26 protein-coding genes are annotated in these 26230 nt (G+C 68.7%); 14 read left to right on the top strand and 12 right to left on the bottom strand.

The window, feature by feature from the left end:
• The first annotated feature begins 40 nt into the window (after positions 1–40).
• The 4 genes from D9V32_RS01320 (at position 41) to D9V32_RS01305 (ending at position 4719) form a co-directional block, all read left to right on the top strand.
• Positions 41–757 carry a FadR/GntR family transcriptional regulator gene (locus D9V32_RS01320; RefSeq protein ID WP_121647092.1) on the top strand — a complete coding sequence of 239 codons (717 nt, stop codon included), beginning with the start codon at positions 41–43 and terminating at the stop codon, positions 755–757.
• A gap of 167 nt (positions 758–924) precedes the next feature.
• Positions 925–2289: an MFS transporter gene (locus tag D9V32_RS01315; RefSeq protein ID WP_121647091.1), complete on the top strand. Its 1365-nt coding sequence runs from the start codon at positions 925–927 to the stop codon at positions 2287–2289.
• 43 nt (positions 2290–2332) lie between these two features.
• Positions 2333–3403, top strand: coding sequence for an L-idonate 5-dehydrogenase (locus D9V32_RS01310; protein ID WP_121647090.1), 1071 nt, complete (start codon positions 2333–2335; stop codon positions 3401–3403).
• Positions 3400–4719 carry a mannitol dehydrogenase family protein gene (locus D9V32_RS01305; RefSeq protein ID WP_121647089.1) on the top strand — a complete coding sequence of 440 codons (1320 nt, stop codon included), beginning with the start codon at positions 3400–3402 and terminating at the stop codon, positions 4717–4719. The genes D9V32_RS01310 and D9V32_RS01305 overlap by 4 nt, the downstream gene beginning before the upstream one ends.
• 60 nt (positions 4720–4779) lie before the next feature.
• Here the strand turns inward: D9V32_RS01305 and D9V32_RS01300 are convergent, their stop codons facing one another.
• From D9V32_RS01300 to D9V32_RS01285, 4 genes are all read right to left on the bottom strand, one after another.
• Positions 4780–5112 carry a nuclear transport factor 2 family protein gene (locus D9V32_RS01300; RefSeq protein WP_121647088.1) on the bottom strand — a complete coding sequence of 111 codons (333 nt, stop codon included), beginning with the start codon at positions 5110–5112 and terminating at the stop codon, positions 4780–4782.
• 24 nt (positions 5113–5136) lie between these two features.
• A complete protein-coding gene (locus tag D9V32_RS01295) occupies positions 5137–6033 on the bottom strand; it encodes an SDR family oxidoreductase (RefSeq protein ID WP_121647087.1) in 897 nt (298 codons plus the stop codon).
• A gap of 30 nt (positions 6034–6063) precedes the next feature.
• Complete coding sequence (locus tag D9V32_RS01290; protein WP_121647086.1) at positions 6064–6816, bottom strand: SDR family oxidoreductase; 753 nt, start codon at positions 6814–6816, stop codon at positions 6064–6066.
• 164 nt (positions 6817–6980) lie between these two features.
• On the bottom strand, positions 6981–7526 hold the full coding sequence (locus tag D9V32_RS01285; protein WP_183086120.1) for a TetR/AcrR family transcriptional regulator: 546 nt from the start codon (positions 7524–7526) through the stop codon (positions 6981–6983).
• Between the two features lie 115 nt (positions 7527–7641).
• Between D9V32_RS01285 and D9V32_RS01280 the strand changes: the two genes are divergently transcribed.
• The 4 genes from D9V32_RS01280 (at position 7642) to D9V32_RS01265 (ending at position 11235) form a co-directional block, all read left to right on the top strand.
• Positions 7642–8517, top strand: coding sequence for an aldo/keto reductase (locus D9V32_RS01280; protein WP_121647084.1), 876 nt, complete (start codon positions 7642–7644; stop codon positions 8515–8517).
• A gap of 88 nt (positions 8518–8605) precedes the next feature.
• Positions 8606–9214, top strand: a complete 609-nt coding sequence (locus tag D9V32_RS01275; protein ID WP_121647083.1) for a TetR/AcrR family transcriptional regulator — start codon at positions 8606–8608, stop codon at positions 9212–9214.
• A complete protein-coding gene (locus D9V32_RS01270; RefSeq protein ID WP_121647082.1) occupies positions 9214–10137 on the top strand; it encodes a LysR family transcriptional regulator in 924 nt (307 codons plus the stop codon). Before D9V32_RS01275 ends, D9V32_RS01270 begins: the two co-directional genes overlap by 1 nt.
• Positions 10138–10197: 60 nt before the next feature.
• Positions 10198–11235, top strand: a complete 1038-nt coding sequence (locus D9V32_RS01265) for an alcohol dehydrogenase catalytic domain-containing protein (protein ID WP_121647081.1) — start codon at positions 10198–10200, stop codon at positions 11233–11235.
• 64 nt (positions 11236–11299) lie between these two features.
• Here the strand turns inward: D9V32_RS01265 and D9V32_RS01260 are convergent, their stop codons facing one another.
• A complete protein-coding gene (locus D9V32_RS01260) occupies positions 11300–11899 on the bottom strand; it encodes an XRE family transcriptional regulator (protein WP_121647080.1) in 600 nt (199 codons plus the stop codon).
• Between the two features lie 97 nt (positions 11900–11996).
• Here D9V32_RS01260 and D9V32_RS01255 point away from each other — a divergent pair, with 97 nt between their 5' ends.
• Together D9V32_RS01255 and D9V32_RS01250 are read left to right on the top strand one after the other, a co-directional pair.
• Positions 11997–13022 carry an NAD(P)/FAD-dependent oxidoreductase gene (locus D9V32_RS01255; protein ID WP_121647079.1) on the top strand — a complete coding sequence of 342 codons (1026 nt, stop codon included), beginning with the start codon at positions 11997–11999 and terminating at the stop codon, positions 13020–13022.
• Between the two features lie 512 nt (positions 13023–13534).
• Positions 13535–15664, top strand: coding sequence for an RNA polymerase sigma factor (locus tag D9V32_RS01250; RefSeq protein WP_121647078.1), 2130 nt, complete (start codon positions 13535–13537; stop codon positions 15662–15664).
• A 71-nt stretch (positions 15665–15735) separates the two neighbouring features.
• On the opposite strand, the gene D9V32_RS01245 is transcribed toward D9V32_RS01250, so the two are convergent.
• Both D9V32_RS01245 and D9V32_RS01240 read right to left on the bottom strand, forming a co-directional pair.
• Positions 15736–16197, bottom strand: coding sequence for a hypothetical protein (locus D9V32_RS01245; protein ID WP_147440362.1), 462 nt, complete (start codon positions 16195–16197; stop codon positions 15736–15738).
• An 87-nt stretch (positions 16198–16284) separates the two neighbouring features.
• Positions 16285–17688, bottom strand: a complete 1404-nt coding sequence (locus D9V32_RS01240; RefSeq protein ID WP_121647076.1) for an MFS transporter — start codon at positions 17686–17688, stop codon at positions 16285–16287.
• A 23-nt stretch (positions 17689–17711) separates the two neighbouring features.
• Here D9V32_RS01240 and soxR point away from each other — a divergent pair, with 23 nt between their 5' ends.
• Entirely contained in the window at positions 17712–18209 is a 498-nt protein-coding gene (gene soxR / locus D9V32_RS01235) for a redox-sensitive transcriptional activator SoxR (protein WP_121647075.1), read from the top strand.
• Positions 18210–18230: 21 nt separating this feature from the next.
• Here the strand turns inward: soxR and D9V32_RS01230 are convergent, their stop codons facing one another.
• Positions 18231–19028, bottom strand: a complete 798-nt coding sequence (locus D9V32_RS01230) for an AraC family transcriptional regulator (protein ID WP_220700628.1) — start codon at positions 19026–19028, stop codon at positions 18231–18233.
• A gap of 92 nt (positions 19029–19120) precedes the next feature.
• Here D9V32_RS01230 and D9V32_RS01225 point away from each other — a divergent pair, with 92 nt between their 5' ends.
• Together D9V32_RS01225 and D9V32_RS01220 are read left to right on the top strand one after the other, a co-directional pair.
• Positions 19121–20881: an ABC transporter transmembrane domain-containing protein gene (locus D9V32_RS01225; protein ID WP_121647074.1), complete on the top strand. Its 1761-nt coding sequence runs from the start codon at positions 19121–19123 to the stop codon at positions 20879–20881.
• A complete protein-coding gene (locus D9V32_RS01220) occupies positions 20878–22692 on the top strand; it encodes an ABC transporter ATP-binding protein (protein ID WP_121647073.1) in 1815 nt (604 codons plus the stop codon). Before D9V32_RS01225 ends, D9V32_RS01220 begins: the two co-directional genes overlap by 4 nt.
• Positions 22693–22714: 22 nt before the next feature.
• Here D9V32_RS01220 and D9V32_RS01215 read toward each other — a convergent pair whose 3' ends face one another.
• Genes D9V32_RS01215 through D9V32_RS01200 form a run of 4 tightly spaced genes read right to left on the bottom strand, consistent with a single transcriptional unit; the run spans position 22715 to position 25386 of the window.
• Positions 22715–23242: a hypothetical protein gene (locus D9V32_RS01215; RefSeq protein WP_121647072.1), complete on the bottom strand. Its 528-nt coding sequence runs from the start codon at positions 23240–23242 to the stop codon at positions 22715–22717.
• Positions 23239–24696 (bottom strand): dihydrolipoyl dehydrogenase family protein, encoded by a 1458-nt coding sequence (locus D9V32_RS01210; RefSeq protein WP_121647071.1) that lies wholly within the window; start codon positions 24694–24696, stop codon positions 23239–23241. Before D9V32_RS01210 ends, D9V32_RS01215 begins: the two co-directional genes overlap by 4 nt.
• Entirely contained in the window at positions 24689–24940 is a 252-nt protein-coding gene (locus D9V32_RS01205) for a hypothetical protein (RefSeq protein WP_121647070.1), read from the bottom strand. Before D9V32_RS01205 ends, D9V32_RS01210 begins: the two co-directional genes overlap by 8 nt.
• A gap of 2 nt (positions 24941–24942) precedes the next feature.
• Positions 24943–25386 (bottom strand): VOC family protein, encoded by a 444-nt coding sequence (locus D9V32_RS01200; protein ID WP_121647069.1) that lies wholly within the window; start codon positions 25384–25386, stop codon positions 24943–24945.
• Positions 25387–25525: 139 nt separating this feature from the next.
• On the opposite strand from D9V32_RS01200, the gene D9V32_RS01195 reads away from it, so the two are divergent.
• Positions 25526–26086 (top strand): CGNR zinc finger domain-containing protein, encoded by a 561-nt coding sequence (locus tag D9V32_RS01195; protein WP_121647208.1) that lies wholly within the window; start codon positions 25526–25528, stop codon positions 26084–26086.
• Positions 26087–26230: the final 144 nt, after the last annotated feature.

The following is a 26230-nucleotide window of genomic DNA, read 5'->3' as shown; positions in this document are numbered from 1 at the left end:
GCCCACCGCTCCGGCAAGCACGCACCCAGGAGGCCCACCCATGCTTGAACCGGTATCGCGCAACAAGCTCAGCCTGCAGATGTTTGATGCCCTCGTGCTCTACATCTCGAGCAATCGTCTCGCCCCGGGCGACGCCCTGCCCTCCACCGCGGCACTGGGCGAGCAGTTTGGGGCGAGCAGGCCGGTTGTCCGCGAGGCACTCAGCGCGCTGGAGGCCATCGGCCTGGTTGAGATTACGAGCGGCCGGAACGCCGTGGTGCGCGATCTCGATGGCCACCTGATCTCGCTGTTCCTCGGACGGGCGCTGCACCGGGAATCCGCGCCGCTCACCGCACTGATGGAAGTGCGGGTGCCGCTCGAGGTGCAGGCCGCGAGCCTCGCCGCCGAGCGCGCAAGCGCGGAGAGCATCGAGATCCTGGGGGCGCTAATCGATCGCATGGAGCTTGCCCTCGGTGACACGGAGCTCTACCCGCGCCTCGACGCCCTGCTGCACCTGGAGATCGCCCGCGCGGCCGATAACAGCGCACTCACCTGGTTCACCGAGTCGGTCGGTTCAAAGCTGTTCGAGACCATGGTCGAGGTGCGCAGCTATCGCGAGCAGAACCGCCTGGTGGGGGCCGAGCAGGATCAGCACCGCGCGATCGTGGCCGCGATTCGGGCGCATGATCCGGTGGCCGCGCGCACCGCGATGAGCACCCACATGGAGTCGACGATGGCGCTGGTGGTCTCCCTGGATGCCCGTTCGCGGGCCCAGTAGCCCCGTTTCGCGCGGGGAAAACACGGCGAGACACGCCGAAATTTCGCGCTTTCACCCAACCTATATGACAGGTTGACAGGTTTGTGTTACCGTTGGGTGTTGCGCAAGGTTTCAACGTGGAACCCACTGACTTTTCAGCGCTTTACAACGAAGTAAGGAGTGTCGTAATGGCACACAACACCGCCGCCCCGGCAAAGCGGTCGTTCGCGGATCTCCGCCGCGCCGCCGTCTCCGGCTGGCTCGGCACGGCCCTCGAGTTCATGGACTTCCAGCTGTACTCGCTGGCCGCCGCCCTGGTCTTCAACAAGATCTTCTTCCCCGACGCCTCCCCCGCCGTCGCCCTGGTCGCCAGCCTCGGCACCTACGCGGTGGGCTACGTCGCCCGCCCGCTGGGTGCCTGGTACTTCGGCCGGATGGGTGACCGCATCGGCCGCACCAAGGTGCTCGTCATCACCATCGCTCTGATGGGTGGCGCGACCACCCTGATCGGCTTCCTCCCGACGTATGCCGTCATCGGTATCTGGGCCCCGATCCTGCTCGTCATCCTGCGTCTGGCCCAGGGCTTCGGCGCCGGTGCCGAGATCGCCGGCGCCTCGGTCATGCTGGCCGAGTACGCCCCCACCTCGCGTCGCGGCCTGGTGTCCTCGCTGGTTGCCCTCGGCACCAACTCCGGCACCCTGCTCGCCTCGGGTATCTGGGCCGCGCTGGTCGCATTCATGCCCGAAGATATGCTCTTCGACTGGGGTTGGCGCATTCCGTTCATCGCCTCGTTCCTGGTGATGTTCTTTGCCCTCTGGATCCGCCTGAAGCTCAAGGAAAGCCCGGTCTTCGAGGGCCGTGCAGACGTCGTTGACGGCGTCGCCCTGTCCAAGGCGGAGCTCAAGACCGAGCCCTCGCACCGCGATGTTCTGGGCGAGGCCCTGCACTCCAAGAAGGGCCGCTCGTTCCTCATCGCGATGGGCCTGCGCTTCGGAGAGTCAGGTAACTCCGGGCTCATCCAGACCTACCTGATCGGCTACATCGCCACCGCGATCCTCGTGGATCGTGCCGTGGGCACCACCGCCATCATGATCGGTTCGATCATCGGTTTCGCCACCGTTCCGCTGTTCGGTTGGCTCGGCGACCGCTTCGGCCGCCGCCCGATCTACATCGCCGTCACCACCTTCCAGGCGCTGTTCGCGATCCCGGCGATGCTCATGATCAACACCGGCGATACCTTCCTCATCTCGCTGGCCCTGATCATCGGCCTCTCGGTCTCGGTGCTCGGTATGTTCTCGGTGCAGTCCTCGTTCCTGCCGGAGCTCTTCGGTGCCCGAAACCGCTACACCCAGCTGGCCCTCGCCAAGGAGTTTGGTGGCATCATCGCCGCCGGTATCGGCCCGGTTGTGGCCGCCTGGCTCGTCGCCGAGACCGGTTCCTGGTGGCCCATCGCCGGCATGATGATCGGTTACTCGCTGGTGGCCCTGGTCGCCGCGATCGTCTCCCCCGAAACCCGCGGTCGCGACCTGACCGATCTTCGGGACGCCGCGTAACCCACACCGCCGCACCACACTCCGCACAACCCAAGGAAACTCCATGAAAGCCGTCACCGTTCACTCCGCCGGAGACCTCCGCGTAGACGAAATCCCCGACCCCACCCCCGGCCCCGGCGAGGCGCTGGTGCGGATGGAGTGGGGCGGGATCTGCGGATCCGATATCGCCTACTGGCGCTCGGGTATCTCGGGCACCGCGGTCCTGACCGAGCCGATGATCCTCGGCCACGAGGTCGCGGGCACGGTGCTGGCGTTCGGTGCGGCAGCGGACGGGGGTGAGGTCGTCTCCCGGGACGGCATCACGCCCGGCACCGCCGTCACGATTCACCCGGCGAGCATCGCCGAGGGGTCCGTCCTCTCCCCCGAACTCGCCGGCCGCGACAACCTGCACTCGCGGGTACGCTACTTCGGCTCGGCGGCGTTCACCCCGCACACCCAGGGCGGATTCTCGACCCTGCGCGTGGTGCCGGTCGAGCAGCTGCGCGCGCTTCCCACGGGCCTGTCCACCCGCACCGCCTCGGTGGCCGAGCCCCTGGGCGTGGCCATGCACGCGGTGACCCGGGCCGGGTCTCTCGTGGGTAAGCGGGTCCTGGTAAACGGTGCCGGGCCGATCGGTGCCCTGGTTGTGGCGGCCGCCGTGCACGCCGGAGCCGACACCGTCTATGCCTCGGATGTGGCCGAGTCCTCGCTGGACATCGCGGGCCGGATGGGCGCACACGTGCTCATCAACCGCGCCGCGGGCGATTCCCTACCCGAGGATGTGGACGTCTCCTTCGAGGCCTCTGGCGTACCGGCAACCGTGGGCGATGTGCTTGCGGCCACCGCGCGCGGCGGCATCGTGGTGCAGGTGGGCAACCTCCCCACCGGAAACGTCTCGGTGAGTCTCGGGGCACTCGTGAGCCGAGAGATCGACTATCGCGGCACCTACCGCTTCGCGGGCGAGTTCGATGCGGCCATCGCGCTGCTGGCCGCCGGGCTGAACGTGGATCCCCTGCTCACCCATGAGTTCTCGATCGATGAGGCCCTCACTGCCTTCGAGACGGCCGCGGATCGCTCCACCGGCAGCAGCAAGGTGCTGCTGCGCCTCGCCGACACCGAGGCGAGTGCAGCGTGAGCGTCGATACCGCTCCCCGCCTGACCCGTGAGCCCGGCACTGCCGCGCCAGTGCGCATCGTGCACCTGGGCATCGGCGCGTTTGCCCGTGCCCACCAGGCGTGGCTCACCGCCCTCGCCGACACCGCCGGCGAGTGGGGTATCGCGGCCTTCACCGGCCGCAGCACCACGGTGGCCGATGAGTTGGCACCGCAGGGCGGTCTGTACACGCTCATCACCCGCGGCGCCGACGGCGACCGGGCGGAGATCGTGGACAGCATCGTGGCCGTGTATCCGGGCTCGGATATCGAGGCCTGGACCGCCCTGGTTTCAGCGCCGACCACCGCGCTGCTCACCCTCACCATCACCGAGGCGGGCTATCGTCTCGGTGCAGATGGTGCACTCGACACGACGGACCCTGCCGTCCGGGCCGACCTCGAGGGGTTCGGCACCGACCGCGCGCCGGAAACCGCGCCGGGGCGGCTCGTGCACGGCCTCGCCGCCCGTCGAGCCTCCGGGGCCGGGCCGATGGCGATCGTGTCCTGCGATAACCTGCCCGGTAACGGCGAACTGGTGCGCGCGATGCTCGCCGATTTTGCCGCCGCGGTAGACCCTGGCCTCGCCGACTGGATTGCCGAGAACGTGTCGAGCGTCTCGACCTCGATCGACCGGATCACGCCGCGCACCACCGCTGAGGATATTGAGACCGTCGCGAAGCTCACCGGCTTCCGCGACGCCTCCCCCGTTGTCACCGAGCCGTTCTTCGACTGGGTGCTGAGCGGAGACTTCCCCGCCGGACGCCCCGCCTGGGAGGCCGCCGGGGCCCGCTTCGTGACCGATATCGAACCGTTTGAGGCGCGTAAGCTCTGGCTCCTCAACGGCGCCCACACCCTCCTGGCCTCGGCCGGGCGCCTGCGCGGCCACGAGACCGTGGCCGAGGCGCTGGCCGACCCCGTCTGTCGCGAGTGGGTCGAGGCCTTCTGGGACGAGGCGGCACGGCACCTCACCGCCCCGGAGCTTGAACTACCCCGCTATCGCGCCCAGCTCATCGAGCGGTTCGAGAACCCGCGCATTCGACACAACCTCGCGCAGATCGCGCTGGACAACGTGACGAAGATCCGGCTGCGCATCCTCCCGGTGCTGCGCGCCGAGCGCGCGGCCGGGCGCACCGGCGAGGCCGCGGCCCGCGCGATTGCCGCGTGGGCCACACTCGAAGCCGCGGCGCAGCCGGGGCGTGAGATCACCGAGATTCTCGCGGATCTCGACCCGCAGCTCGTCGACGAGGCGGTGCTGCGCGCCCGCATCACCGGACTGATCGCCGAACTGCTCGCGCGATAACGCATAAACGGCGATGGCCGGTTCTCCCCTCGGAGAACCGGCCATCGCCGTGTGTGCACGCTAGTTCGGTGTGATGCGCAGTCGCGAAATACGATCGCCCGCGAGCTGGAAGCGCATCGGTCCGGTGCCGTTGTAGCCGTCACCGCTCACGGTGAGGGTCACGATCCATTCCTCCCCGGACGGTGCCTGCTGTACGTCCACCAGGTCGAAGTGGGCGTTCACCCCGATGTTGTCGGTGCGGTTCCAGTCCGCAATGCCGCCGGCACCACGAAACACGCGGCCCCAGTCATCCAGCAGGGCATCGTCGGTGAAGACGTCGACGAAGCCCGCCGAATCTGCGGCGTTGGTGGTCGCGATGAACCGAGCAATCGGTTCCGGAAGGGTGGTGGTCATGATCGCTCCGTTCGTGGTGGGGAACTAGTTCTGCGTGGTGACGCTCAGCAGGTCACCGAGGCCGACACGGTTCAGGAATGCTACCTGATTGGCATCGGAAACGGCTGCGACGGCCTCGGAACCATCGTTTGCCGGGTCGATGTGCACCCGATACGGCCGCGTTCCCGCGGGCAGCGCCACGATGCGGGCAATCTCGGCGGAAACCATCGACGCGTCGGCATCCGGGGGCGAAAGCTCGGCGAGCTTCTGCGAGACCTGCTCCATGAGCCCCGCGTAGCACGTCTCATACTCGGCGACGACGCCCTCGTCGGCCGGACGGCCGGAGTGGGCAAAGTGATTGGTGCCGTTTGTGAACGAGCCGGGGACCACGATCGAGGTCTCCACGCCCCAGCGCGAGAGCTCGGCGGCGTAGGAGACCGCGAGCGAGTCCATGCCGGCCTTCGCGGCAAAATAGGGGGCGAGGTAGGGCGGAGTCCCGCCCAGCACCGACGTGCTGGAGACCCACATCACGAGTCCGTTCCCCCGGTGTCGCATGTTGGGCAGGGCCGCGCGGTTCACCCGCTGGGTCGAGAGCACGTTGACGTTGTACAGCTCGGCCAGCTGCTCGGGGGTGAAGGCCTCGGTGGGGCCGGTCACCATGTGGCCGGCGTTGTGGATCAGCACGTCAATGCGGCCGTGTTCGGCGTGGATCTGGGCCACCGCGGTGTCTACCGACTCCTGGCTGTTGACGTCCAGCTCGATGGCGCGGAGATCGACCCCGTGCTCGGCCGAGAACCCCACGGCGGCGCGAACCTGCGGGGCGTTGCGGCCCGTGGTCTCGCGCATTCCCGCGTAGACTGTGTGGCCGGCCCGCGCGAGCTCGCGGGCGGTGAGGGCGCCGAAGCCACTGGAGGCACCGGTGATCAGAACGATTGTAGTCATGATGTATTTCCTGTTTCCCTGCTGTGATGCCTAGGCGAGTCCGCCGTTGGTGTAGATGACCTGCCCGTTGACCCAGCGTGCGGGGCCGGCGAGGAAGGCCACGGTTTCGGCGATGTCCTCGGGCTGGCCGAGGCGCTCGAGCGGTGCCGCCTTCGAGAGGGTGGCGATCGTCTGCTCGTCCTTACCGGTCAGGAACAGCGGCGTTGCGGTGGGGCCGGGGGCCACCACATTGACGGTGAGATCCTTTCCGCGCAGCTCGCGGGCCAGGATCAGGCTGATGGATTCGACCGCGGCCTTGCTGGCAACGTAGGCCCCGTAGGTCGGGAACTGGGTGCGCGTTACCGAGGTGGAGAAGTTGATCAGGGCACCACCGGCGCGCAGGCGGTTCGCGGCGAGCTGGGAGATCACGAAGGTGCCGCGAATGTTCGTGCGGTGCATGCGATCCAGATCGTCGAGATTCAGGGTGGCGATGGGGCCAAGGATCATGATGCCGGCGGTGTTAACCACGACGTCGATCCCGCCAAACGCAGCTTCGATCTGATCAAACGCGGCGGCCATCGCGACCTCATCGGCCACGTCTCCGCCCACGACTATTGCCTCTCCCCCGGCGGCGGTCACCGCCGCGGCGGTCTCCTCTGCCGCGGCCCGGTTTCCGGAGTAGTGAATCGCGAGTGAGTAACCGTCGGCGGCGAGGCGCAGCACGCTCGCGCGGCCGATGCCGCCGGAGCCTCCGGTAACGAGTGCAACGCGGCCCTGGGTGGCGGTGTTCGACGTGGTGGTCATGATTTCTCCCGTGTGGTCTGAGGATGCGAGGAGGCGACCGGGGTGGTGATCGTCGATTCCCTCGAACTGATAGCAACGATAACACTATATTGATATCAATGCAAACATTCCAATCAACAACAAAACGCCCCGAGGCTAACCTCGAGGCGTTTTCGGAACTCCATCTAGCGCTCGGAATAGAGTCCCCGGAGCGCCGCCGCAAAAACCCGTTCCCGCTGGGCCTCATCACGGTAGATCGCCGCCCCGACGGCAATCGCGAGACGCATGACGTCATCCGCCTCCAGCTCCACATCGACGACACCCGCCGCCTGTGCCGGGTTCAAAACCAGGGCGCCGGCAGCGTAGAGGGCATCAATAAACCGCGGATACCGACTCGGCTCAAAGGCCAACCCCTCAACAAGGAGGCGTTTGGTTCCCATTGCCACGACGAGACGACGAAGCCAACACTCAAGCGCAATGCCGGGATCGGGGGCGTCGACGAGACTTTCGGCATACTCACAGACGGAGGCCACCTCGCTCGCATAGAGCGCCTCCACGAGATCTGCACGACTCGGGAAGTGTCGATACAGGGTCGCGCTTCCCACCCCGGCAATTCGCGCGATTTCATCCATGCTCGACTGGGATCCCGAGCGCTCAAACACCTCGCGCGCCGCCACGATAATTGCATCAAAATTGCGGGCAGCATCCGCCCTGGAGGGTCTTTTTGTCACGAGTAGGTCACTCAACCTGCATACACCTCTTGAAAACGGGGACAGTCCCCATTTAGAATGGGGACACTCCCCACTTTTATGGGGACGCTCCCCATTTTATGAGAAAGCCGCTCCAATGACCAGTAGAACCATCACCATTGGCACAACCCACACCGTAACCCGCGTTGGATTCGGTGCGATGCAGCTCACCGGCGAACAGGTATGGGGCCCGTACCCCGATCACGCGGGCGGCCTCGCCCTCCTCCGAGCATTGCGCGAAGAGGGCGTCGATTTCATCGACACCGCGGATGTCTATGGCCCTCACACAAACGAGACGCTCATCCGCGAAGCACTGCACCCCTATCCCGAACTTACGATTGCCACCAAGGGTGGATTCGTTCGCGGGGGTTTCGACTACGACACCCTCGGCTCCATCGGAAACCCCCTGTATCTCCGCCAGAGCGCGAAGATGAGCCTGTCGAGGCTCGGTCTTGATTCCATCCCGCTGTACTACCTGCACAATGGATACGCGACCGATGCGCCCTTCGAAGACCAGGTGGGTGCCCTTCGCGACCTCCAAATCGAAGGTGTTATCCAAAACATCGGGCTCTCGAACGTCACAATCGAGCAGTACGCGATCGCCCGCGAGATCGCGCCGATTGCCGCCACCACGGCACTGTTCAACATTGCCAACCGCACCGGCGGCGCTCTCATGAGGGCAACGCTCGCGGACGGTGGGGTATTTTCCCCATGGTGGCCGATGAGCATTCGAAAAAGCGTTGAAAACGCCACCCCCATTTTTGAGGTGCTTGACCCCATCGCGGCGTCACACGACATCACGACCGGCCAGCTGGCACTCGCCTGGCTCCTGCACCTCTCGCCGCGCATCCTGCCGATTCCGGGCACCACGAGCCTCACCCATCTTCGCGAAAACATGGCCGCGCTGGATGTAACACTCAGTGCGGAGGAGGTCGCCCGGATTTCCGCGCTCGCCACCGACAACGAAGCATAATGCGTGCGGTGGCGGCCCGACCCACTCGCCGGACCGCCGCCGCGACCTATAATCCAGAGAGGACACCGCCACAGAAACCGAGGAGATCATGGCCGCAACCGTTGGGCTCACCCTCGACCACGTCACCGCGGTGGCCGCCGATCTCGCCGATCGCGCGGGCTTTGATCGCGTCACCGTCTCGGCCCTCGCCCGCGAACTCGGAGTCAAACCCGCGAGCCTCTACGCCCACGTGCGCGGGCTCGACGCGCTGCGCGAGATCATCGGCACGCGCGCCCACACCGTCCTCGCCGATAGCCTCGAGGCTCGCCTCTCGGGGCTCACCGCGCTTCCCGCCCTGAGCGTTCTCGCCGAGGTCATGCGCGCCTTCGCCCACGAACATCCCGGCCTCTGGCAGGCGAGCCGGGCCACGAGCACCGGCGACGACTACGTCGCCGCGGCTCGTCGGGTGTCCTCCGAGGTAGCCGAGGTGTGCCGCGGATACGGCGTCCCCGAGCCCGAGATCACCCACGCGGTGCGCATCGTGGGGTCGAGCCTGGGAGGATTCATCGGGCTCGATGATGCGGGCGGATTCTCCGCCTCGAACCCCGATGCCGCGGTGTCCTGGCGCCGCCTCATCTCCGTCCTGGATCACGCCCTCACGCGGTGGCCCACCGATTCCGACAGCACAGATTCCAACAGCACCGAGGAGCCCCGCTAATGGACCTGCGTCAACTCGAGTTCTTCCTCGCCGTCGCGGCCGAGGAGAACTTCACCCGCGCTGCCGAACGCAGCTTCGTGAGCCAGCCGGGCCTCTCCTCCTCGATCCGGGCGCTCGAACGCGAACTCGGCGTGGAGCTCTTCACCCGCGGGCGCGGTGGTGCCACCCTCACCGCATCCGGAGATGCCTTCCGGCCCCGCGCCGCACTCCTGCTCGGCGAGGCCCGACGGGCGCAGGAGGAGTTGCTGCGGGCGGCCACGGCACAGCCGCGTACCACCCGCCTCGGTGCCGAGCAGTGTCTGGGCGACTTTGTTGACCTTCCCGACCTGATCGACGCCTTCGGTACGGCCCACCCGCAGACGAACCTGCACTTCTCGCAGGCGTCCACCGCGATCCTGCGCACCCAGCTGAACACCGGGGAGATCGACCTGGCCCTCGTCGCCAACGGACTCACCGAGGCCGCCCCGGCGGGCTCGATTGAGCTGCGCCGGGAGTCTTTTGTGCTGCTGGGGCCCGCGGGGCACCCGCTGGCCAGCCGGGAGAGCATCCGCCCCGACGAACTCAACGGCGTCGACACCCTCGATTTCGCCGATACCTGGGCGGCGCGACGCATTCTTGACGAGGCATGGGGACGGCACGGCATCGCCCGCGAGAGCATCATGACCCTCGAAGACGTCCACATGCTGCTCCGCCTCGTGGCGCGGGGTCGCGGCGTCGCGATCGTGCCCGAATCGATGGCATCGAAAACCGAGGCCGCGGAGCTACCGCGGGCCAGGATCGATGACCCCACGCTTGGCTGGGAGATTCGACTCGTGCTCTCGGAGGCCGCGGATCAGACCGCCCACGCCTTCGCCGAGACGTTCCTGCCGACCCCCGCAATTCAGGGGTCCCGGGCGGAACTCGCCGCGGCACTGAGTGCCTAAAAAGCATCCATAGAATTCTTCTATTGGACGCGCGCGAGCGGCGGCTCGTAGCGTGGTCACATGACTTCTTCAATGTTTGCTCAGGAACTTGACCAGCCCGCGCCGATCGCGCAGGCACCCCTCACCTGGCGCGAAACCAACCGCGCCGCCCCCGCCGCCGGCCAGCTCGAAATCCACGTGGTGGCCTGTGGCGTCTGTCGATCCAACCTACACATGATCGAGGGTGACTGGGTGGATGGCGGCGTACCCGCGATCAGCCCGATCATCCCCGGTCACGAGGTGACCGGTTACGTGAGCGCACTCGGCGAGGGCGTGACCGGTTTTGCGGTGGGCGATCCGGTGGGCGTTCAGCCGCTGTGGTCCTCCTGCGAGACCTGCGAGTTTTGCGTTTCCGGCCGCGAAAACCTCTGCCACGACCGCAAGATCACCGGCGAGCACGTGAATGGCGGCTATGCCGAGTACATGATCGCAACCGCCGCACACACCTATCACGTGCCGGCAAACCTCGACCTGGTCGACAGCGCCCCGCTGTTCTGCCCGGGAATCACCGCGTTCGCCGCGGTGGACAAGCTCACCATCGGTGCCGGCGACACCGTCGCGATCTTCGGCCTGGGCGGCGTGGGCCACATGGCCGTGCAGTTTGCCGCACTCACCGGCGCACGGGTGGTGGCCGTTGGCCGTACCCCCGAGCACCTCGAGGTGGCGCGCGAGCTCGGCGCGGCCGAGACCGTGGACTCGCGCGACCCCGAGGCACTCGCCCGAATCGCCGATACCGCCGACGCTGTGATCACCTTCGCCCCGGCGGACGCCGTGACCGCGCAGGCATTCGACGCCCTGAAGTGGGGCGGCACCCTGGTCAACGGTGTTGCGCTGACCCTCGACGGGTTCCCGTTCAACAAGGCGCAGACGATTCACGCCTCGGTGATCGGCACCCGTGCCCAGATGCGCGAGGTGCTGGAGCTGGCCGCCGCGGGCAAGATCCGCACCGTGGTGGACAGCTTCGATATGAACACCGCGGGAGACGTGCTCACCGCGCTGGCCGCAGGTTCGCTGCGCTCCCGCGCGGTGCTCGCCAACCCCGGCGTGACCACCGCGTAGCCGCCGCCTAGCCACTGGTAAGCCACTGGCTAACCGCCGCCTAGCAAAACAGCTAGCGCTTGCGCTACACCTGGCCCTGGGGCTCACGCCCCGGGGCCAGCCGCGTATGCGCCCGCTCGCCCTGCTTGCCAAACAGGCTCAGCACCTCGACAGTGCCGCCCTCCAGCGGGCCAAACCAGTGCGGGGTTCGGGTATCAAACTCCGCCGCCTCGCCAGGAGCCAACACCATATCGCGCTCCCCCAGCATCAGCCGCAGCCGCCCGGAAAGCACGTACACCCACTCGTACCCCTCGTGGGTGAGCAGGGTCTCCGGGGGCGTGCAGCGCGCGGGCGGCAGCACCATTTTGAAGGCCTGAATTCCGCCCGGCCGGCGGGTGAGCGGAATCGTGCGGGTACCGTCGCGATGCACGTGGGGGCGCACGTGCACCCGCGGATCACCGGTCTCCGGTGCGTCAACCAGCTCGTCCAGGGTGACCCCGTACGCGCGGGCGAGCGGCAACAGCTGCTCCAGCGTGGGGCGGCGGGCACCGCTCTCTAGCCGGGAGAGGGTGCTGATCGAGATCGCCGTGCGCTCAGCCAGCTCACTCAGGGTCAGCTCGCGTCGCTGCCGCAGCCGGCGCAGTCGTTCACCGAGAGCATCGAGGGTTCGCCGTGCATCGTCCATACCCCCAGCATGACCGAAGTTTTTCCGTTTGGCAAAAGACTTTGCCAATTTGTTGCACGGCGTTGGACCATGGAATCCACCCCACAAGGAGGACCCCATGACCACACGGCATCCCGCATCCACCCCGCCTTTCGGCGCACAGAGCCCCGGCGCACAGATCCCAGCCACCGCCCCCGAGACCGACGTTGACGTCGTCATCGTCGGCGGCGGCGCGGGCGGGCTCTCGGCCGCGCTCACCCTGGCCCGGGCCCGCCGCCGCACACTGGTGATTGATGCGGGTGCCCCGCGAAACGCCCCCGCGGCCGGCGCCCACGGGCTCCTCGGGCTCGAGGGTATTCCCCCACTCGAACTGCTCGAACGCGGACGAGCCGAGGTGCGCGCGTACGGTGGCGACATCCGGCCCGGCACCGTCAGCGATATCGAGGCGAGCCCCGGGGGTCACCACTTCACCGTGCACGTCGGCGAGGGTGCGGAGCATGTAGCGATCACCGCGCGGCGCATCATCCTGGCCACCGGCCTCACCGATGAGCTGCCCGACATTCCCGGCGTACGCGAGCGCTGGGGCAGGGAGGTGCTGCACTGCCCGTACTGCCACGGCTGGGAGGTACGCGATCAGCCGATCGGCATCCTCGCCACCGGGCCAAACTCGGTGCACCAGGCGCGGCTCTTTCACCAGTGGAGCCGCGACATCGTGTTCTTCACCCGGGAGCAGCCGCTGGCGGCCGAAACGCGCGAGGAGTTTGCCGCGCTGGGAATCCGCATCATCGAGGCGGCGGTGGCCGGGCTCGACATTGCCGATGACGCCCTCGCCGGCGTTCGGCTCGAGGACGGCACCCTGGTTCCCCGCACCGCGGTCGTAGTAGCGCCGGCCATGCACGCCAACGTCGCCGCCTGCGCGAGCCTCAATCTGGCGATCACCGAGATCCCGATGGGCACCTTCATCACGGCGGATCCCACCGGGCAGACATCCACCCCGGGCGTCTGGGTCGTGGGCAACGCCGCGGATCTGGGCGCTCAGGTGGGGGCTGCCGCAGCCGCCGGTGTGCGCGCCAGCGCGGTGGTCAACGCGCACCTGGTGGACGAGGATGCGGCGGCCGCCGTTCGGGAACGTCAAAAAAAGTAGGAGGAGTTTCGGCGCGGGGTGTAACGCTCGCCGCGTTCGCTAGTGGTCAGGGTGTGGAAGACCCCACCCGGTAGTCACTCCGTTCGTGATTCCGGGGGTGTTCGCCGCCCTATTCCCCCGAATACGCACCCGTCAGAAGGATCTGTCAGGCACGCACTCGGTCGGGTGGCGAGCACCTATCCCGGGTCGATCCTCCCCCCGCCGAGACTCGATCTCGGTCTTACCCGCCGTGCCCACCGCGAGCCACCCACTCGCCGCACGGATGCGCCGCCGCGGCGAACCCGAACCTCGACGCGGCGGCGCGGAACACCGTCCGGCCGGGAAAACCCACCCGTTTCGGCGGAAAACACCCGCGTCACACACCATCCCGTGTCGTGATCACTGGTCTACAATCGGGGAGGGCTTTCGCCCATTCGGCCCACCCAGCCGGATCATCACCCACCCGTCACCCGACGCCGGCCCCACCCAGGCCCTCCGCGGGTGTGCGCGCGCCACCCGAAGGAGCCGCGGCCGTGTCGAATGCACCCGATTCCGATCTGTGCGATCAGGTCCGTTCCGGCAACCTCGCGGCGATCGGACCGCTCTGGGAGCGCCATCACGCCTATGCACTTCGCCTGGCCAACTCGATGGATCGCGAGCTCGCCGAGGACGCCGTCTCCGATTCCTTCAGCAAGATTTTTGACGCGCTGCGCGGTGGCGGTGGCCCCCGCGGCGAGTTCCGCGGCTATCTCACTCGCACCATTCAAAACACCGTCCGTACCGCCTGGGCGCGCGAGGGCCGGCAGATTGCGGTGGGTACCGCCGAAGACGTTCCGGGTATCACGCCCGAACCCGGCGATCACCTGGGTACCCTCGCCGATCGCGACCAGCTCGGAAGTGCGCTCGGGACGCTCTCGGACCGCGACCGCGACTTTGTGACCGCCGTGGAGATCGACGGCATCAGCGTGGCCGATGCCGGTGCCCGCGTCGGGATGAATCCCGGGCAGTCACGCGAGGCCCTGCACCGGGCCCGCGTGCGTCTGCGGAAAGCCTGGGTCGTGGCCGCGTTCACGGGCCCGCTGGTGGCGGACTCCTGTGCCGACACGGTGGGCCGATTTGCCGACCTGCGGTGGTCGACGGTTCCGCATCCGATTCGTTCGGCGCTGCTCTCCCACATCGACTCCTGTGAGAATTGCGGCGAGCAGTGGTACCTGTTTGGCGTTCAGGCCGCCTCCGTTGGTCTCGCGCTGACCGGCGCGGTTTCGCTGATTCCGGGGCTCATTCGCAAGCTCCTCCCCTCCAAGACCGCGCAGATCGCGATGGGTGCCGGGGTGCCCGCGGTGGCCCTGGCCGCCGGGCTCCTCGTGATGCTGCAGCCGGCGATCGACCCGCCCGCCCCCGCGGCGGCCGGCGAGGCTGGTGCCGGCGGTTCCGCTGGCACGGGTGGCTCGGACGGTTCCGGCGGTGGGGCGGGCGGTTCTGGCACCGCGTCCCCCGGATCCGATCATGAGGACGCGGCCTCCGATACTGTGCCGACCCTCGCCGATACCTCGCGCCCGGGCGACCCCACCGCTCCCCCTGCGGCCCCCACACCGGGCACCATCCCGCCGATGCCCCCGGCGTCCACTCCCACACCCTCCGCGAGCCCGGTGCCGAGTGCAACGCCCTCGCCGAGCCCTTCGCCCAGCTCGTCGCCGTCGCCGACACCGACACCGACACCGACACCGACACCCACACCTACGCCTACGTCTACGCCGCGACCGAGCGATGCTCCGACCTCGAGCCCGACGCCGACGCCGACGCCGACGCCCACATCGACGCCGAGCGCCGCGCCGACGCCCGAGCCCACGCCCACTCCGCAACCAACCCCGCAACCGACCCCGGATCCAACCTCGGACCCGACCCCGCAACCCACGCCCGACCCGACCCTGACCCCCGACCCGACACCCGAGCCCACGCCCACGCCCACGCCCACGCCCACGCCCGAGCCCGAGCCCACCCCCGACCCGGGTGGCCCGGAGGACCCGATCCCGCCGCACGACGTCGACACGCGGTTGGATGCCTCCCGCGGCACGCTCTCCCTCGCCGGAACCGGCGGCACCCCCGGGGCCGAGATCATCGTGCGCGGCCACCTGGATGACCCGGCGTCACTCACCGCACTCTCCGTGCCGATGAGCGCGCTCGCGGCACCGCGCACGGCCCCGATTCCCGGCACCGCGGTGTCTCCACTGGTCACCTGGGTAGAGCTCGGCCGGGCCAGGGTCGCCTCCGACGGCAGCTGGGCGACGCCCGCGCTCGGCGGAATCACGCCGCTCGGCGTGACGATCACCGCGACCGAGCGCGGTCTCGACGGCCGCGAATCTGCCCCCACCCTGGTCGTGGACGATGCCTTCTTCGCCCCCTCCCGCGCCGGTGATCCGCGGGTGACTTTCACCGGGGTGGAGTGGACGATCCGCGGCTGGCCGGGTGCAACCTGGGGGTCACCCAACGCGAAGCTCGCCCTGTCGGGCACGTTTGGTGCGGACGGCACGGCCCGCGTGCTGGTGCGCTACCGCGATATCGGCCAGGCGCTCACCCTGCGCGTCGGCTACGTCCACGAGGGGGTCTTTGGGCAGCTGATTACGATGGCGCTGCCCGACTGGCTCATCGACCTGGCGGAGTAACGCAGAACACCCCCTCGGGAGCGCTCCCTCGGGTGGTGTTCGGTGTCGCGGTGCCCCCGGCCGTTCGAGGCCTACTCGGCGTGTACCGCGGGCTTGCCCGTGGGCTTGGTCTGTGATTCGCCGGGGTGGTTGGGGGTCCAGCCAAACCATCCGCCGCGGGTTGGGATGACGCTCCACTCGCCGCAGGCGAAGACGTCCTTCGCCGCGTAGGCGTTGGGCGCGCCTGCGAGCACGTAGGAGGGGGTGGACTTCCGCGCAACCCGCGGGCATTTCCGCGGGTCAAGACCCGACTTCGAGGTGATCAGGACGGACATATCGGCACCATCCAGCGAGCGTGAGGCGCGGATGCGGTGCGCGTCACGCGGCACCCAGCTGGCGGCGATACCGGAACTGATGAGGGCGTCGCGATCCTGATAGCTCGCGGCCTTGGTGCGCGTCACAAGCTCATCGATGCCGGCGCAGCCGGACACCGTCACCGTGAGTGCCAGGGCGGCACCGGCGAGGGTCAACAATCGAGCGCGGTTTCGTAACATGCTCCTACGTTATGGTGATTTCCCCCAAAATCCATCCATCCCACGCATCATTCAGGTCATTCGGAAGAATGGTTCGCGCAGGAAGCCTCACCGGTGTGCGGGGGTGCGCAGGCGGCGCGCGATCAGCAGCGCGGCGGGGATGGTGACCGCCACCAGGATCGCCAGACCGCCCGATACGACCTGGGCCGAGGTGAGTCCGGCCACGGTCGTCCCCAGCAGAATACCCGCCAGGGCGGTGACGATCGTGTTGCTCAGCAGCTGCACGGTACTGACCCCCGCGGCGGCCAGCGCCCCCTCCTCCTCGCCCTCGACGGCCGACATCGCGGCGACGCTCAGGTGCGGGAAGCCGAGGCCCACCCCGATGCCGATCAGCGCGAGAGACACGATCCAGCCGGTCAGAACCGCGCCGCCGTCGAGCGTCCCGGATACGAGGGCAAACCCGATCAGGCCGGCCACGGTGAGAAACGGCGCCACCGTTCGCGCGCGCAGCCGCGCGCGCTCTCCGTGAATCATGGCGCTGAAGACCTCGGCGATCGTCCATCCCAGCGAGGGCACGGCACCGAGGTAGCCCGCGGGCAGCGCCGGAACGTTGCCGATTTCGTGGGCGAACAGCGGCACAAACGCCTCGATCATGACCGAACCGGCGAGTAGACCGATGACCAGGTACACCCAGCGCAGCTGGGAGCCGCGCCGGAACGTCATCGCGGGCAGCAGCGGTGAGGCGGCGCGCACATCCACCGCCACGAAGAGGACGAGGGCGAGCACGCCCGCCGCGATCACCGCCCCCTGGACGAGACCGGAAAACAGCGTGGCCACGCTGAACAGCACGGCACCGGCGACGATCAGGGCGAGCGAGGCCGCAGCCAGGCCCGGCACCGCAGCATCCGGGTTTCGCGGCACCCGGATCACGAGCAGGGCCAACGTTCCGAGCACGCCCGCCGCCACGGTGAGGATGATGAACGCGGCGCGCCAGGTACCGGCCGCCGCAAACGCACCACCGAGGGCGGGGCCGGCGATACCGCCGATGGCCCACATCGCGGTGATCAGCACGGTTGCCCGCGTCCACACCGCGCGCGGGAGCAGTGCGCTGATCGACACGTAGGCGAGGGCGGCCAGGAATCCGCCGCCGAGACCCTGCACAAACCGGCCCGCCACCACGATGCTCATGGCCGGGGCCAGCGTGATGATCAGGGATCCGGCCGCGAACAGCAGGAACGCCAGCGTGTATGCGCCGCGCGTGCCCAGCCGGATCGACACGCGCCCGGTCATGGCCGAGGCCAGCACCGAGGCGGTGAGGTAGGCCGTATTGACCCAGGCATAGAGTTCGCCGGCGCCGAGCTCGGCGGTGAGGGCCGGGAGGAGGGCGCCGATCACGTAGACGGTGATCGCGTAGAGTGCCACACCGCCCGCCAGTACCAGGGAGATTGCGCCGTTTGAGCCGCGGAGGAGGTCTGCCCAGGACCCGCGGTCCTCGGTTGTTTCAGTGTGCATACCTACAGGCTAAAATCTCAACCATGGTTGAGATCAAGCGCGACGCGCAAAACGCACCACAGCGCAGCCCCACGGATCTGCTGCCGATCGGCGAGATCGTGCGCCGCACCGGGGTTGCGGCATCCGCCCTGCATTTTTATGAGCGCCGCGGCCTCATCCACTCCGAACGTAGCTCGGGCGGGCACCGGCTGTATCCGCGCCACGTGGAGCGGCGAATCGCGATCATCCAGACGGCCAAACGGCTCGGCATCCCGCTCACCGAGGTGGCCGAGCAGTTCGCGACGCTTCCCGAGGATCGAATGCCCTCGCTCCGCGACTGGAACCGGCTGAACGCCTCCTGGCGCGGGCAGCTCGCCGCGCGCCGACTCGAACTCGAGCGGTTGGAGAGCGAGATGAACCAGTGCATCGGCTGCGGCTGTGTCTCCCTCGGTTCCTGCCGCGTATTCAACCCCAACGACGCCCTCGGCGAGCGCGGCTCGGGTGCCGTGCTGCTGGCACCGATCGAACCGCCCGAGGAGTGAGGAATCGGCGCTGACCGCCCGCTACGCCGCCGAATCCGTGCGGGTGGGGGCATCCCGATAGCCCACGGTCGCCGCGGCGAAGTAGGCGGCCGGGGTGTGCCCGGTGACCCGGCGGAAGGCGGCAACAAACGCGCTCGAGGTGGCGTAACCGACCCGATCGGCCACCCGCGCGACCGGCTCTCCCGCGGCGAGGTACGCCATAGCCGCCTGCAGCCGCGCGTGCACCCGCCACTGGGTAAAGGTGAGCCCGGTCTCGGCAACGAACAGGCGCAGCAGCGTGCGGGGGCTCGCGCCCACCTGCCGGGCCAAAACCTCCAGACCCCGCTGATCGCTGGGGTTTGCCAGCAGAATCGCCGACACCCCGCGGGCGCGGGAGTCGGTGGGCAGCGGCAGCTCGATCGTGGCCTTGTCCACCGGTTCGAGTACCTGAAGCAGCACCGCCTCGGCGTTGACCCGAGCCTGCTGATCGAGGTCCCCGGCGAGGTAACCGATCAGTTGCGCGGCCAGCGGAGACACCGCCACCACGGTGGGCTGTTCCCAGGCCAGCGAGCAGCGCGCCGGGTCGAGGTAGATACCCTCCATGGTCGAACGCTGCAGCGCGGCGGAGGCGTGCCACACCCCGGCCGGGATCCACAGGGCGAGCGTGGGCGGCAGCACCCAGTAGTGGTCCTCAACGTCGACCATCAGCACGCCGGAGCTCGCCCAGGCGAGCTGGTGATAGTCGTGTACGTGGGTTCGGAACTTTTGTCCGCGATCCATTTCGAATCGCTCCAGCCCGATCACACTCGCAACACCCACCAGGTATCCCTTCGCCGCCACACGGGCAAGAAAATGCCGGATGGCCGATCATCGACAGAGATTGGCGTGCCACCGACTTTACGTCATAACTAAGGTCATCCTAATCTGTTGTAGTGCCCGCGTCATCCGTATCCCCCGCCCTGCTCATCCAAAAAACCCTCGGAACCCGGAAAACCGACCTGGTCCTGGCCACGATTCTGTACTCGATTCACCAGCTGGGTGAGGCGCTGGTACCGGTGATCATCGGCGTGGCGATCGGCGCGGCCATCGAGCCGGGAGACCCCGGGGCACTGATTCTGTGGCTCGCGATCCTCGCCGCAGATTTTGCCATGCTGTCGTTCGCGTATCGCCTCGGTGCCCGCGCGAGCATGCGCGCGAAACAGCACGGTGAGCACGCGGTGCGGCTGTGGCTGAGCGACCGCATTCTCGATCCCGCCGGCGGTGTCGAGGCGGCCCCGGGCGAGCTGCTCGCCCGTGCGGACTCCGATGCCGGGCGTCTCGGCGCGTTTGCCGGGATGCTCGCCACCACCATTGCCGCGGCCGTCGTGCTGCTCGCCAGCACCGTGATGCTGCTGGCCACCTCGCTTCCGCTGGGCATCGTCATCCTGGTGGGGACGGTGGTCCTCCTCGTGGTGCTCGGAATGGCGGCCCGTCCCGTGCAGCGGCGCAGCCGCCTCGAGCAGGACGATCGCGGGCGCGTCATCGTGCTCGCCGAGGATCTCGTGCGCGGGCTGCGCGTGCTGCGCGGCCTCGGGGCGACCCGCGCCGGTGCCCGGCAGTATCGGGACGCCAGCCAGCGCGCTCTCGGCACGACCCTGCACGCGGCATCCGGTGCGGCCACCCTCACCGCGATCGGCACCGCGCTCACCGGCACCTACCTCGCGGTGATCACGATCCTCGGCGGCTACCTGGCCCTCACCGGTACACTCACCCCCGGAGGGCTCGTCGCTGCCCTCGGCCTCGCGCGCTTTGTCATCGGCCCGATGGATACCCTCGCCTATGCCGGCACCGCCCTCGCCCGTGCCCGCGCCTCGGCAGAGAGAATCGCGGCGATCCTGAACGCTCCCGCTGCACGGCAGGGCGACGGGAGCAGCGGAGGCACCGGCGAGACCGGTGGAGACGCCCATGCCGCCGGACCCGACCTCTCGCTGCACCGGGTGGCTCCCATCGCGGGATCAACCGAACCGCTCAGCGTGGTGTTTCCGGGATCGGGCGTCACCGGGGTCGTCGCCTCGAACGCCGCCACAGCGCATGAACTCACGGCGCTCATCGCACGCGAGCGCGTGCCCGAGACGGGCGAAATCCGGCTCGATGGCATTGCCTATGCGGCACTCGAATCCGAACGCCTACGGAGGGCCGTGCTGGTGTCTCCGCATGATGCCGCGCTGTTTGCCGGCACGCTGGCCGAGGCGCTGGGTGAGGGTGTCTCCGGGGTGCACTCCGTCCCAGCCACGCCCGCCCCTCATGCCGCACCCACCGGCCAGGCCGCGCGTGCGGCCCACGCCGCCCATGCGGAGGAGATCGCCGAGCAGTCCACGGAGGGCTGGGCGGGCGATATCGGCGAGCGCGGCGGTGCGCTCTCGGGCGGCCAGCGACAGCGCCTGGCGCTGGCGCGCGCCCTGGCCACCGACCCGGGGATGCTGGTGCTGCACGACCCGACCACCGCCGTCGATGCCGCCACCGAGCAGCTGATTGCCGAACGGGTGGCGGCGCTGCGCCAAGATAGCGGCACGATCGTATTCACCACCTCCCCCGCCTGGCTCGCGCACTGCGAGCGGGTGGTCTACCTCGCGGCGGATTCCCCCGCGCTCACCGGCACCCATGCGGAGCTTCTCGCATCCAATGCGCACTATCGAACGGCGGTCCTGCGATGACACAGCGCGCTTCCACTCCCCTGCCCATCGCCGATTCCCGCGCGGTCCGCGCGGTGATCTGGCCGCTGCTCCGACGCCACCGTGGCATTCTGGCCGCGGCCCTGCTGGCACTCATCGCCGCGAGCGTCTGCGGGCTCGCGGGGCCCGCCGCCATCGGCTGGATCACCGAGCTGATCGCCACCGGCACCGATCCGGTCGCGCTACTCGGCCCGGGGGCCCTCCTGCTGATCGCGGGACTCGGCCAGGCCGGCTTTGGTTGGTTGGCCACCGTCGCGCTCTCCCGAGGCATCCAGCCCGGGGTCGCGACCCTGCGTGAAGAGACCGTGGCCGCCGCGCTCACCCTGCCGCTCGCAAGCGTCGAGGCCGGCGGTACCGGCGACCTGGTATCTCGGGTTTCCGGCGACGCCGAGGAGGTCTCGGAGGCCGCCTCCGGCGCGTTCGTGGCGTTCGCCGGTGCCGGCATCACCATCGCGATCACCCTGGCCGGGCTCGCGACCCTCGACTGGAGATTCGCCCTGGCGGGTGCCCTCGCGATCCCGGTGCAGGCGTTTGCGCTGCGCCGGTACCTGCGGGTGTCCGGGCCGATCTATGCGGGCGGCCGCCGCGCGGACGGCGTACGTGCCGGCGCGATCCTCACCGCCTTCTCGGCGCTCCCCACCGTGCGTGCCTTCGGGCTGGGCGGACGCGAGCGCGCCCGCATCGCGGCCGCCTCCGAGGCCTCGATGACCTGGGAGTTCTCGGCCGTACGCACCGCGACGATCTTCTATGCGCGGCTCAACCTGGCCGAGTGGATCGGACTGGCCGCGATCCTCTCCGCGGGCTACCTGCTCGTCACCACGGGCGAGGTGCCGCTGGGAGCCGCGGTCACGGCCGCGCTATTCTTTGCCGGGCTGTTTGACCCGATCAACACCGTGCTCGGCGTCTTTGGCACGCTGCAGCGGGCGGCGGCCGGGCTCGCCCGCCTGGTCGGGGTGCTGACCCATCCCGCGCTTTCGGGCGACGCCCGCGACGCCGACGCCGGTGACGGTGACGATGCCACTGCCGAGGCCGCTAGCTCGCGCGGGCACGCCATCGGGCTGGCCGCCCGCGGGCTCGGATTCGGATATCACGAGAGTCTCGCCATCCTGAGCGACCTCAACCTCGAGGTGGCCCCCGGGGAACACCTGGCCATCGTGGGCGAGAGCGGCTCGGGGAAGTCGACGCTCGCGGCGGTGATCGCCGGTCAGCGCGCGGCAACCCTCGGCTTCGCGGGGCCGGTACTCGCGGGGCAGCCTACCGACACCCCGGTGCCACTCGTCGCCCAGGAGGGGCACGTGTTTGCCGGCTCGGTGGCCGAAAACCTGCTGATCGCACGCCCGGGTGCCACGGCCGAACAGCTCGAGGCGGCGCTCATGCTGGTCGGCGCGCGGGGCTGGGTGTCGGCCCTCCCCGACGGAATCTACACCCGGGTGGGCGGGGGCGGTTTTGCCCTCACCGCCGAGCGCGCCCAGCACCTCGCACTCGCTCGCATCGCGCTTCTCGACCCGCCCGCGGTGATCCTCGATGAGGCCACCGCGGAGGCCGGAAGCGATGCCGCCCGGATCCTCGACCGTGCCGCCGAGGCCCTGCTCGCCGGACGGACGGCGCTCGTCATCGCTCACCGTCTCGACCAGGCGGCACGTGCCGATCGGGTCATCGTGATGGAGGACGGCCGCATCATCGAGGACGGGCCGCACGCGGATCTCGTGGCCGCGGGCGGGCGCTACGCCTCGCTCTGGTCGGCCTGGTCGGGCTCGAACGGCGCGGCCGAGCCAAAGCCGGGTCACGGCTAGGAGGGCCGGCGAGCCGAGACCGCTAGTAGTCGAGTCCCGTCTGCTGATCCAGGAGGGCGGCCTGGCGAAGCTGAGCTGCCAGATCCTCGGCCGAGTCGGTGCCGAAGCTACCGTCGCTGATGCTGTGCTCGGTGGGGCCCGCCATCGGTGCGGGTGTGGTGGTCGCTGCGATCACCGCCCCCGTACCGATCACCACTGCAAATAGTGCGAGCGCTAGGCCGGTGATACGCCCAGTCGAGCGAATATCGCGTGCGCTAGCCCCGCCGAAAAACCGACGCCGGATCCGCGCACCGGGGGCCTCCGAGGTCTCCGACTTCGCCGCCGCTTCGATTTTCGTCACGGGCGCACACGCCGCCGATGCCGCGGGAGCCGCTGCAGCCCCCGCTCCCGCCGGTGCCGCGAGGCGCTCCAGAATCAGGTCCAGCTGAGCCGGCGTCAGCCGCTCAAACGCGGCCACGGTGCGCGCATCGATACCGTTTCGGGAGTCACGCAGCACGCCGAGGTACCGCGCGATTGCCGCATGGTCGGCCGGTCCGAGCGGATCGGTCATCGCGATTCACCCACCCGCGGCCGGCCGTACTCCTCGAGCAGGCGCAGCCAGATCTCGCTGACCGTCGGATAGGACGGCACCGCGTGCCAGAGCCGACCGATCGACACCTCGCCCACGATCGCGGTGGTCGCCGTGTGCACCAGCTCGGCCACCTCGGGCCCCACAAACGTGGCACCGAGGATCACCTCGCGGTTCGCGTCGATCACGAGACGGGCCTTTCCGCGATAGTTGTCGCGCTGCAGGCTGGCACCGGCCACCCAGCCGAGGTTGTAGTCCACGACCCGCACGTCGTATCCGGCATCGCGTGCGGCGGCCTCGGTGAGGCCCACGGCCGCCACCTCGGGGTCGGTGAATACTACCTGCGGCACGGCCGCGTGATCGGCGGTGGCCACGTGCGCGCCCCAGGGCGCGAGCTCCAGTGCCGAGCCGGTCGCTCGGGCGGCGATCACGTCTCCCGCGGCGCGGGCCTGATACTTGCCCTGGTGGGTGAGCAGCGCACGATGGTTCACATCACCCACCGCGTAGAGCCAGTCGAACCCGTCCACCAGCATGCTGTCATCCACCGAGAGCCAGTCGCCCGGGGTGAGCCCAAGCGTGTCGAGCCCGAGGTCGCGGGTGTGCGCGCCACGGCCGGTGGCAATCACGACCTCGTCGGCGTGCACCTCCCCGGCCGATGTCGAAACGGTGACCTCACCGGTGGATGCTCGCTCGATGCGATCGGTCGTGGTTCCGGTGTGCACGCTCACGCCGAGCTCCTTCAGCCCGTCGCTCACGTACTCCCCCGCGAAGTCTTCGAGTCCAGCCAGCAGCGTACCGCGGGCGATGAGCGTGACGTTGGATCCGAGGGAGGCAAACGCCGTCGCCATTTCGGTACCCACCACGCCACCGCCAATAATCGCGAGGCGCTCGGGCACCCGCTTGGTCGCGGTGATCTCACGGCTCGTCCAGACCCCGGACTCGGCCGCCCCGGGAATGCCGGGGATCGTCGCCGTGGAACCCGTGGCCACCACAACCGCGTGGCGCGCGCTCAGGACCGTGAGCTCGCCGTTCGGGCCGGTCACCGTGACCTCGCGCTCACCGCTGAGCCGGCCGTGACCACGGACGAGATCAATGTTTGCACCCTCGAGCCAGCGCACCTGACCGGCGTCGTCCCACCCGCTGGTGAAGGAGTCTCGGCGAGCGAGTACGGCGGGTACATCGAGCTCACCGGTGATAGCCTCGGCCGCGCCGGGGACGGCGCGAGCCGCCCGCAGTGCCTGCCCCGAACGCAGCAGCGCCTTCGAGGGCATGCAGGCCCAGTAGGAGCACTCGCCACCCACCAGCTCGCGCTCCACGATCACGGTTTCGAGGCCGCCGCGCACCGTGCGATCGGCCACATTTTCGCCCACCGGGCCGGCACCGATCACCACCACGTCCACCTCGCGTCGGATTACGTTGCTGTCGTTCTCACTCATGCCGTGCCTCCTCGTCGCTGGCTACTGCCTCGTCATTCCATCCTTGTTCACGATCGCCAAAAACGATAGTGATCTGTGCGGATTCCAGGCTTTGTGCCATGTGTTCCGCGTACCATTCGGGCCACTCCTCATGGTGGACCCCGTTCAGCACCGTTGCCTCATAGACGCCGTGCGCCGAGGCGGCCTCGCGCAGGAACCGTTCGATCGTCTGGACCGTCTCCGTGCGGCCCGCAGTGTGCGCCATTCTTAGCGTCCCGGGGCGCGGGTCACGACCTGCTGGATCGTCCAGGAGTTGCCATCCGGGTCGGCGAACGAGGCGAAGGTGCCGTAGCTATCGGTGTCCGGATGGGCGCCCGGCAGCCGGTTCTGTTCACCGGCCCAGTGGAAGATGCCGTCGGCATCGTGCCAGAGTTCGCTGATCTCGACGCCGAGGTCGGCGAGTTCCCGTCTTGCACCCGCCACGTCCGCGGTAACCAGGTGGAGACCCTGGACCGATCCGGGTGCCGCGGTGGTCAGCTGCTCGCCGAAGATGATCGATGCCTCGGATCCGGGCGGGGTCACCTGCACCACGCGGAGTCCGCGGTCGGTGCGGAAGTCGGCGTCCTGGCGGAATCCGATGCCGGTGTAGAAGGCGAGTGCGCGATCCACATCGGCGACGGGGATGACCACCACTTCGAGTTTCAGTTCCATGCTGTGCTCCAATCTCGGAACCGGCGTCACCGGTCTAACTGGTGACGATCATGACACGTAAAATCGTCACCTGTCAAACCGGTGACGAAAACTCTCCGAAACCTTGCATTCGGACCGCATCACCGGTCAGAATGGTGACATGAAACACGCGTTCCCCTGCGGATCCCTCCCCCTCGACCTCGTCGGCACCCTGCGCGCTCGGCGCAACGAGGTGCCCGCCGAGTGCCTCGGCGTGCCCGCGGATGTCGACGACTGGCTCGCGCAGTCCGGCATTCTTCCGGGTGCCGCCTCCACGGCTGCGTCTTCGGCGGCCACACTGACCGCGGCGCTCGCCCTCCGCGAGAGCATCTATGCCCTGGTCTGGGCTCGGCTGCACGAAGAGCCCCTGCCCGCGGAGGCGGTTCGAGAACTCAACGAGTTCGCCACCGCCCCGGCCCTCGGTGCCGCACTCACCGACGCGGGATGGGAACCGCGAGGCACCCCGGAGTACGCCCTCGGCAGCATTGCCCGCGAGGCCGTCGCGATCATCGGTGGGCCCGATTCGGCGCTGCTACGCGAGTGCTCACGCCCCGAGTGCACCCAGGTCTACCTCGACCACTCCCGCGGCCACCGCCGCGAGTGGTGCTCGATGAAGACCTGTGGAAGCAGGGTCAAGGCGGCCGCCTACCGGGCCAGAAAGCGCGAGGAGGCCGCCGCATAGCCGGGATTCCGGTAACGATTGGGGCACGAATCACGCAGTTTGTTCTTCAGGACCGACCGAAGGCGGGCGACACGCGACGAATTCCCGACGAGCCTGGGAATCCGGTCCGAATGCATAACAAACCCGTAGTTATTCTGATGGGGA

The sequence above is a fragment of the Mycetocola tolaasinivorans genome (assembly GCF_003667565.1).
Classification (GTDB): Bacteria; Actinomycetota; Actinomycetes; order Actinomycetales; family Microbacteriaceae; genus Mycetocola; species Mycetocola tolaasinivorans.
The sequence above is the reverse complement of the archived record's forward strand: the minus strand, read 5'-3'. Positions and strand labels throughout refer to the sequence as shown.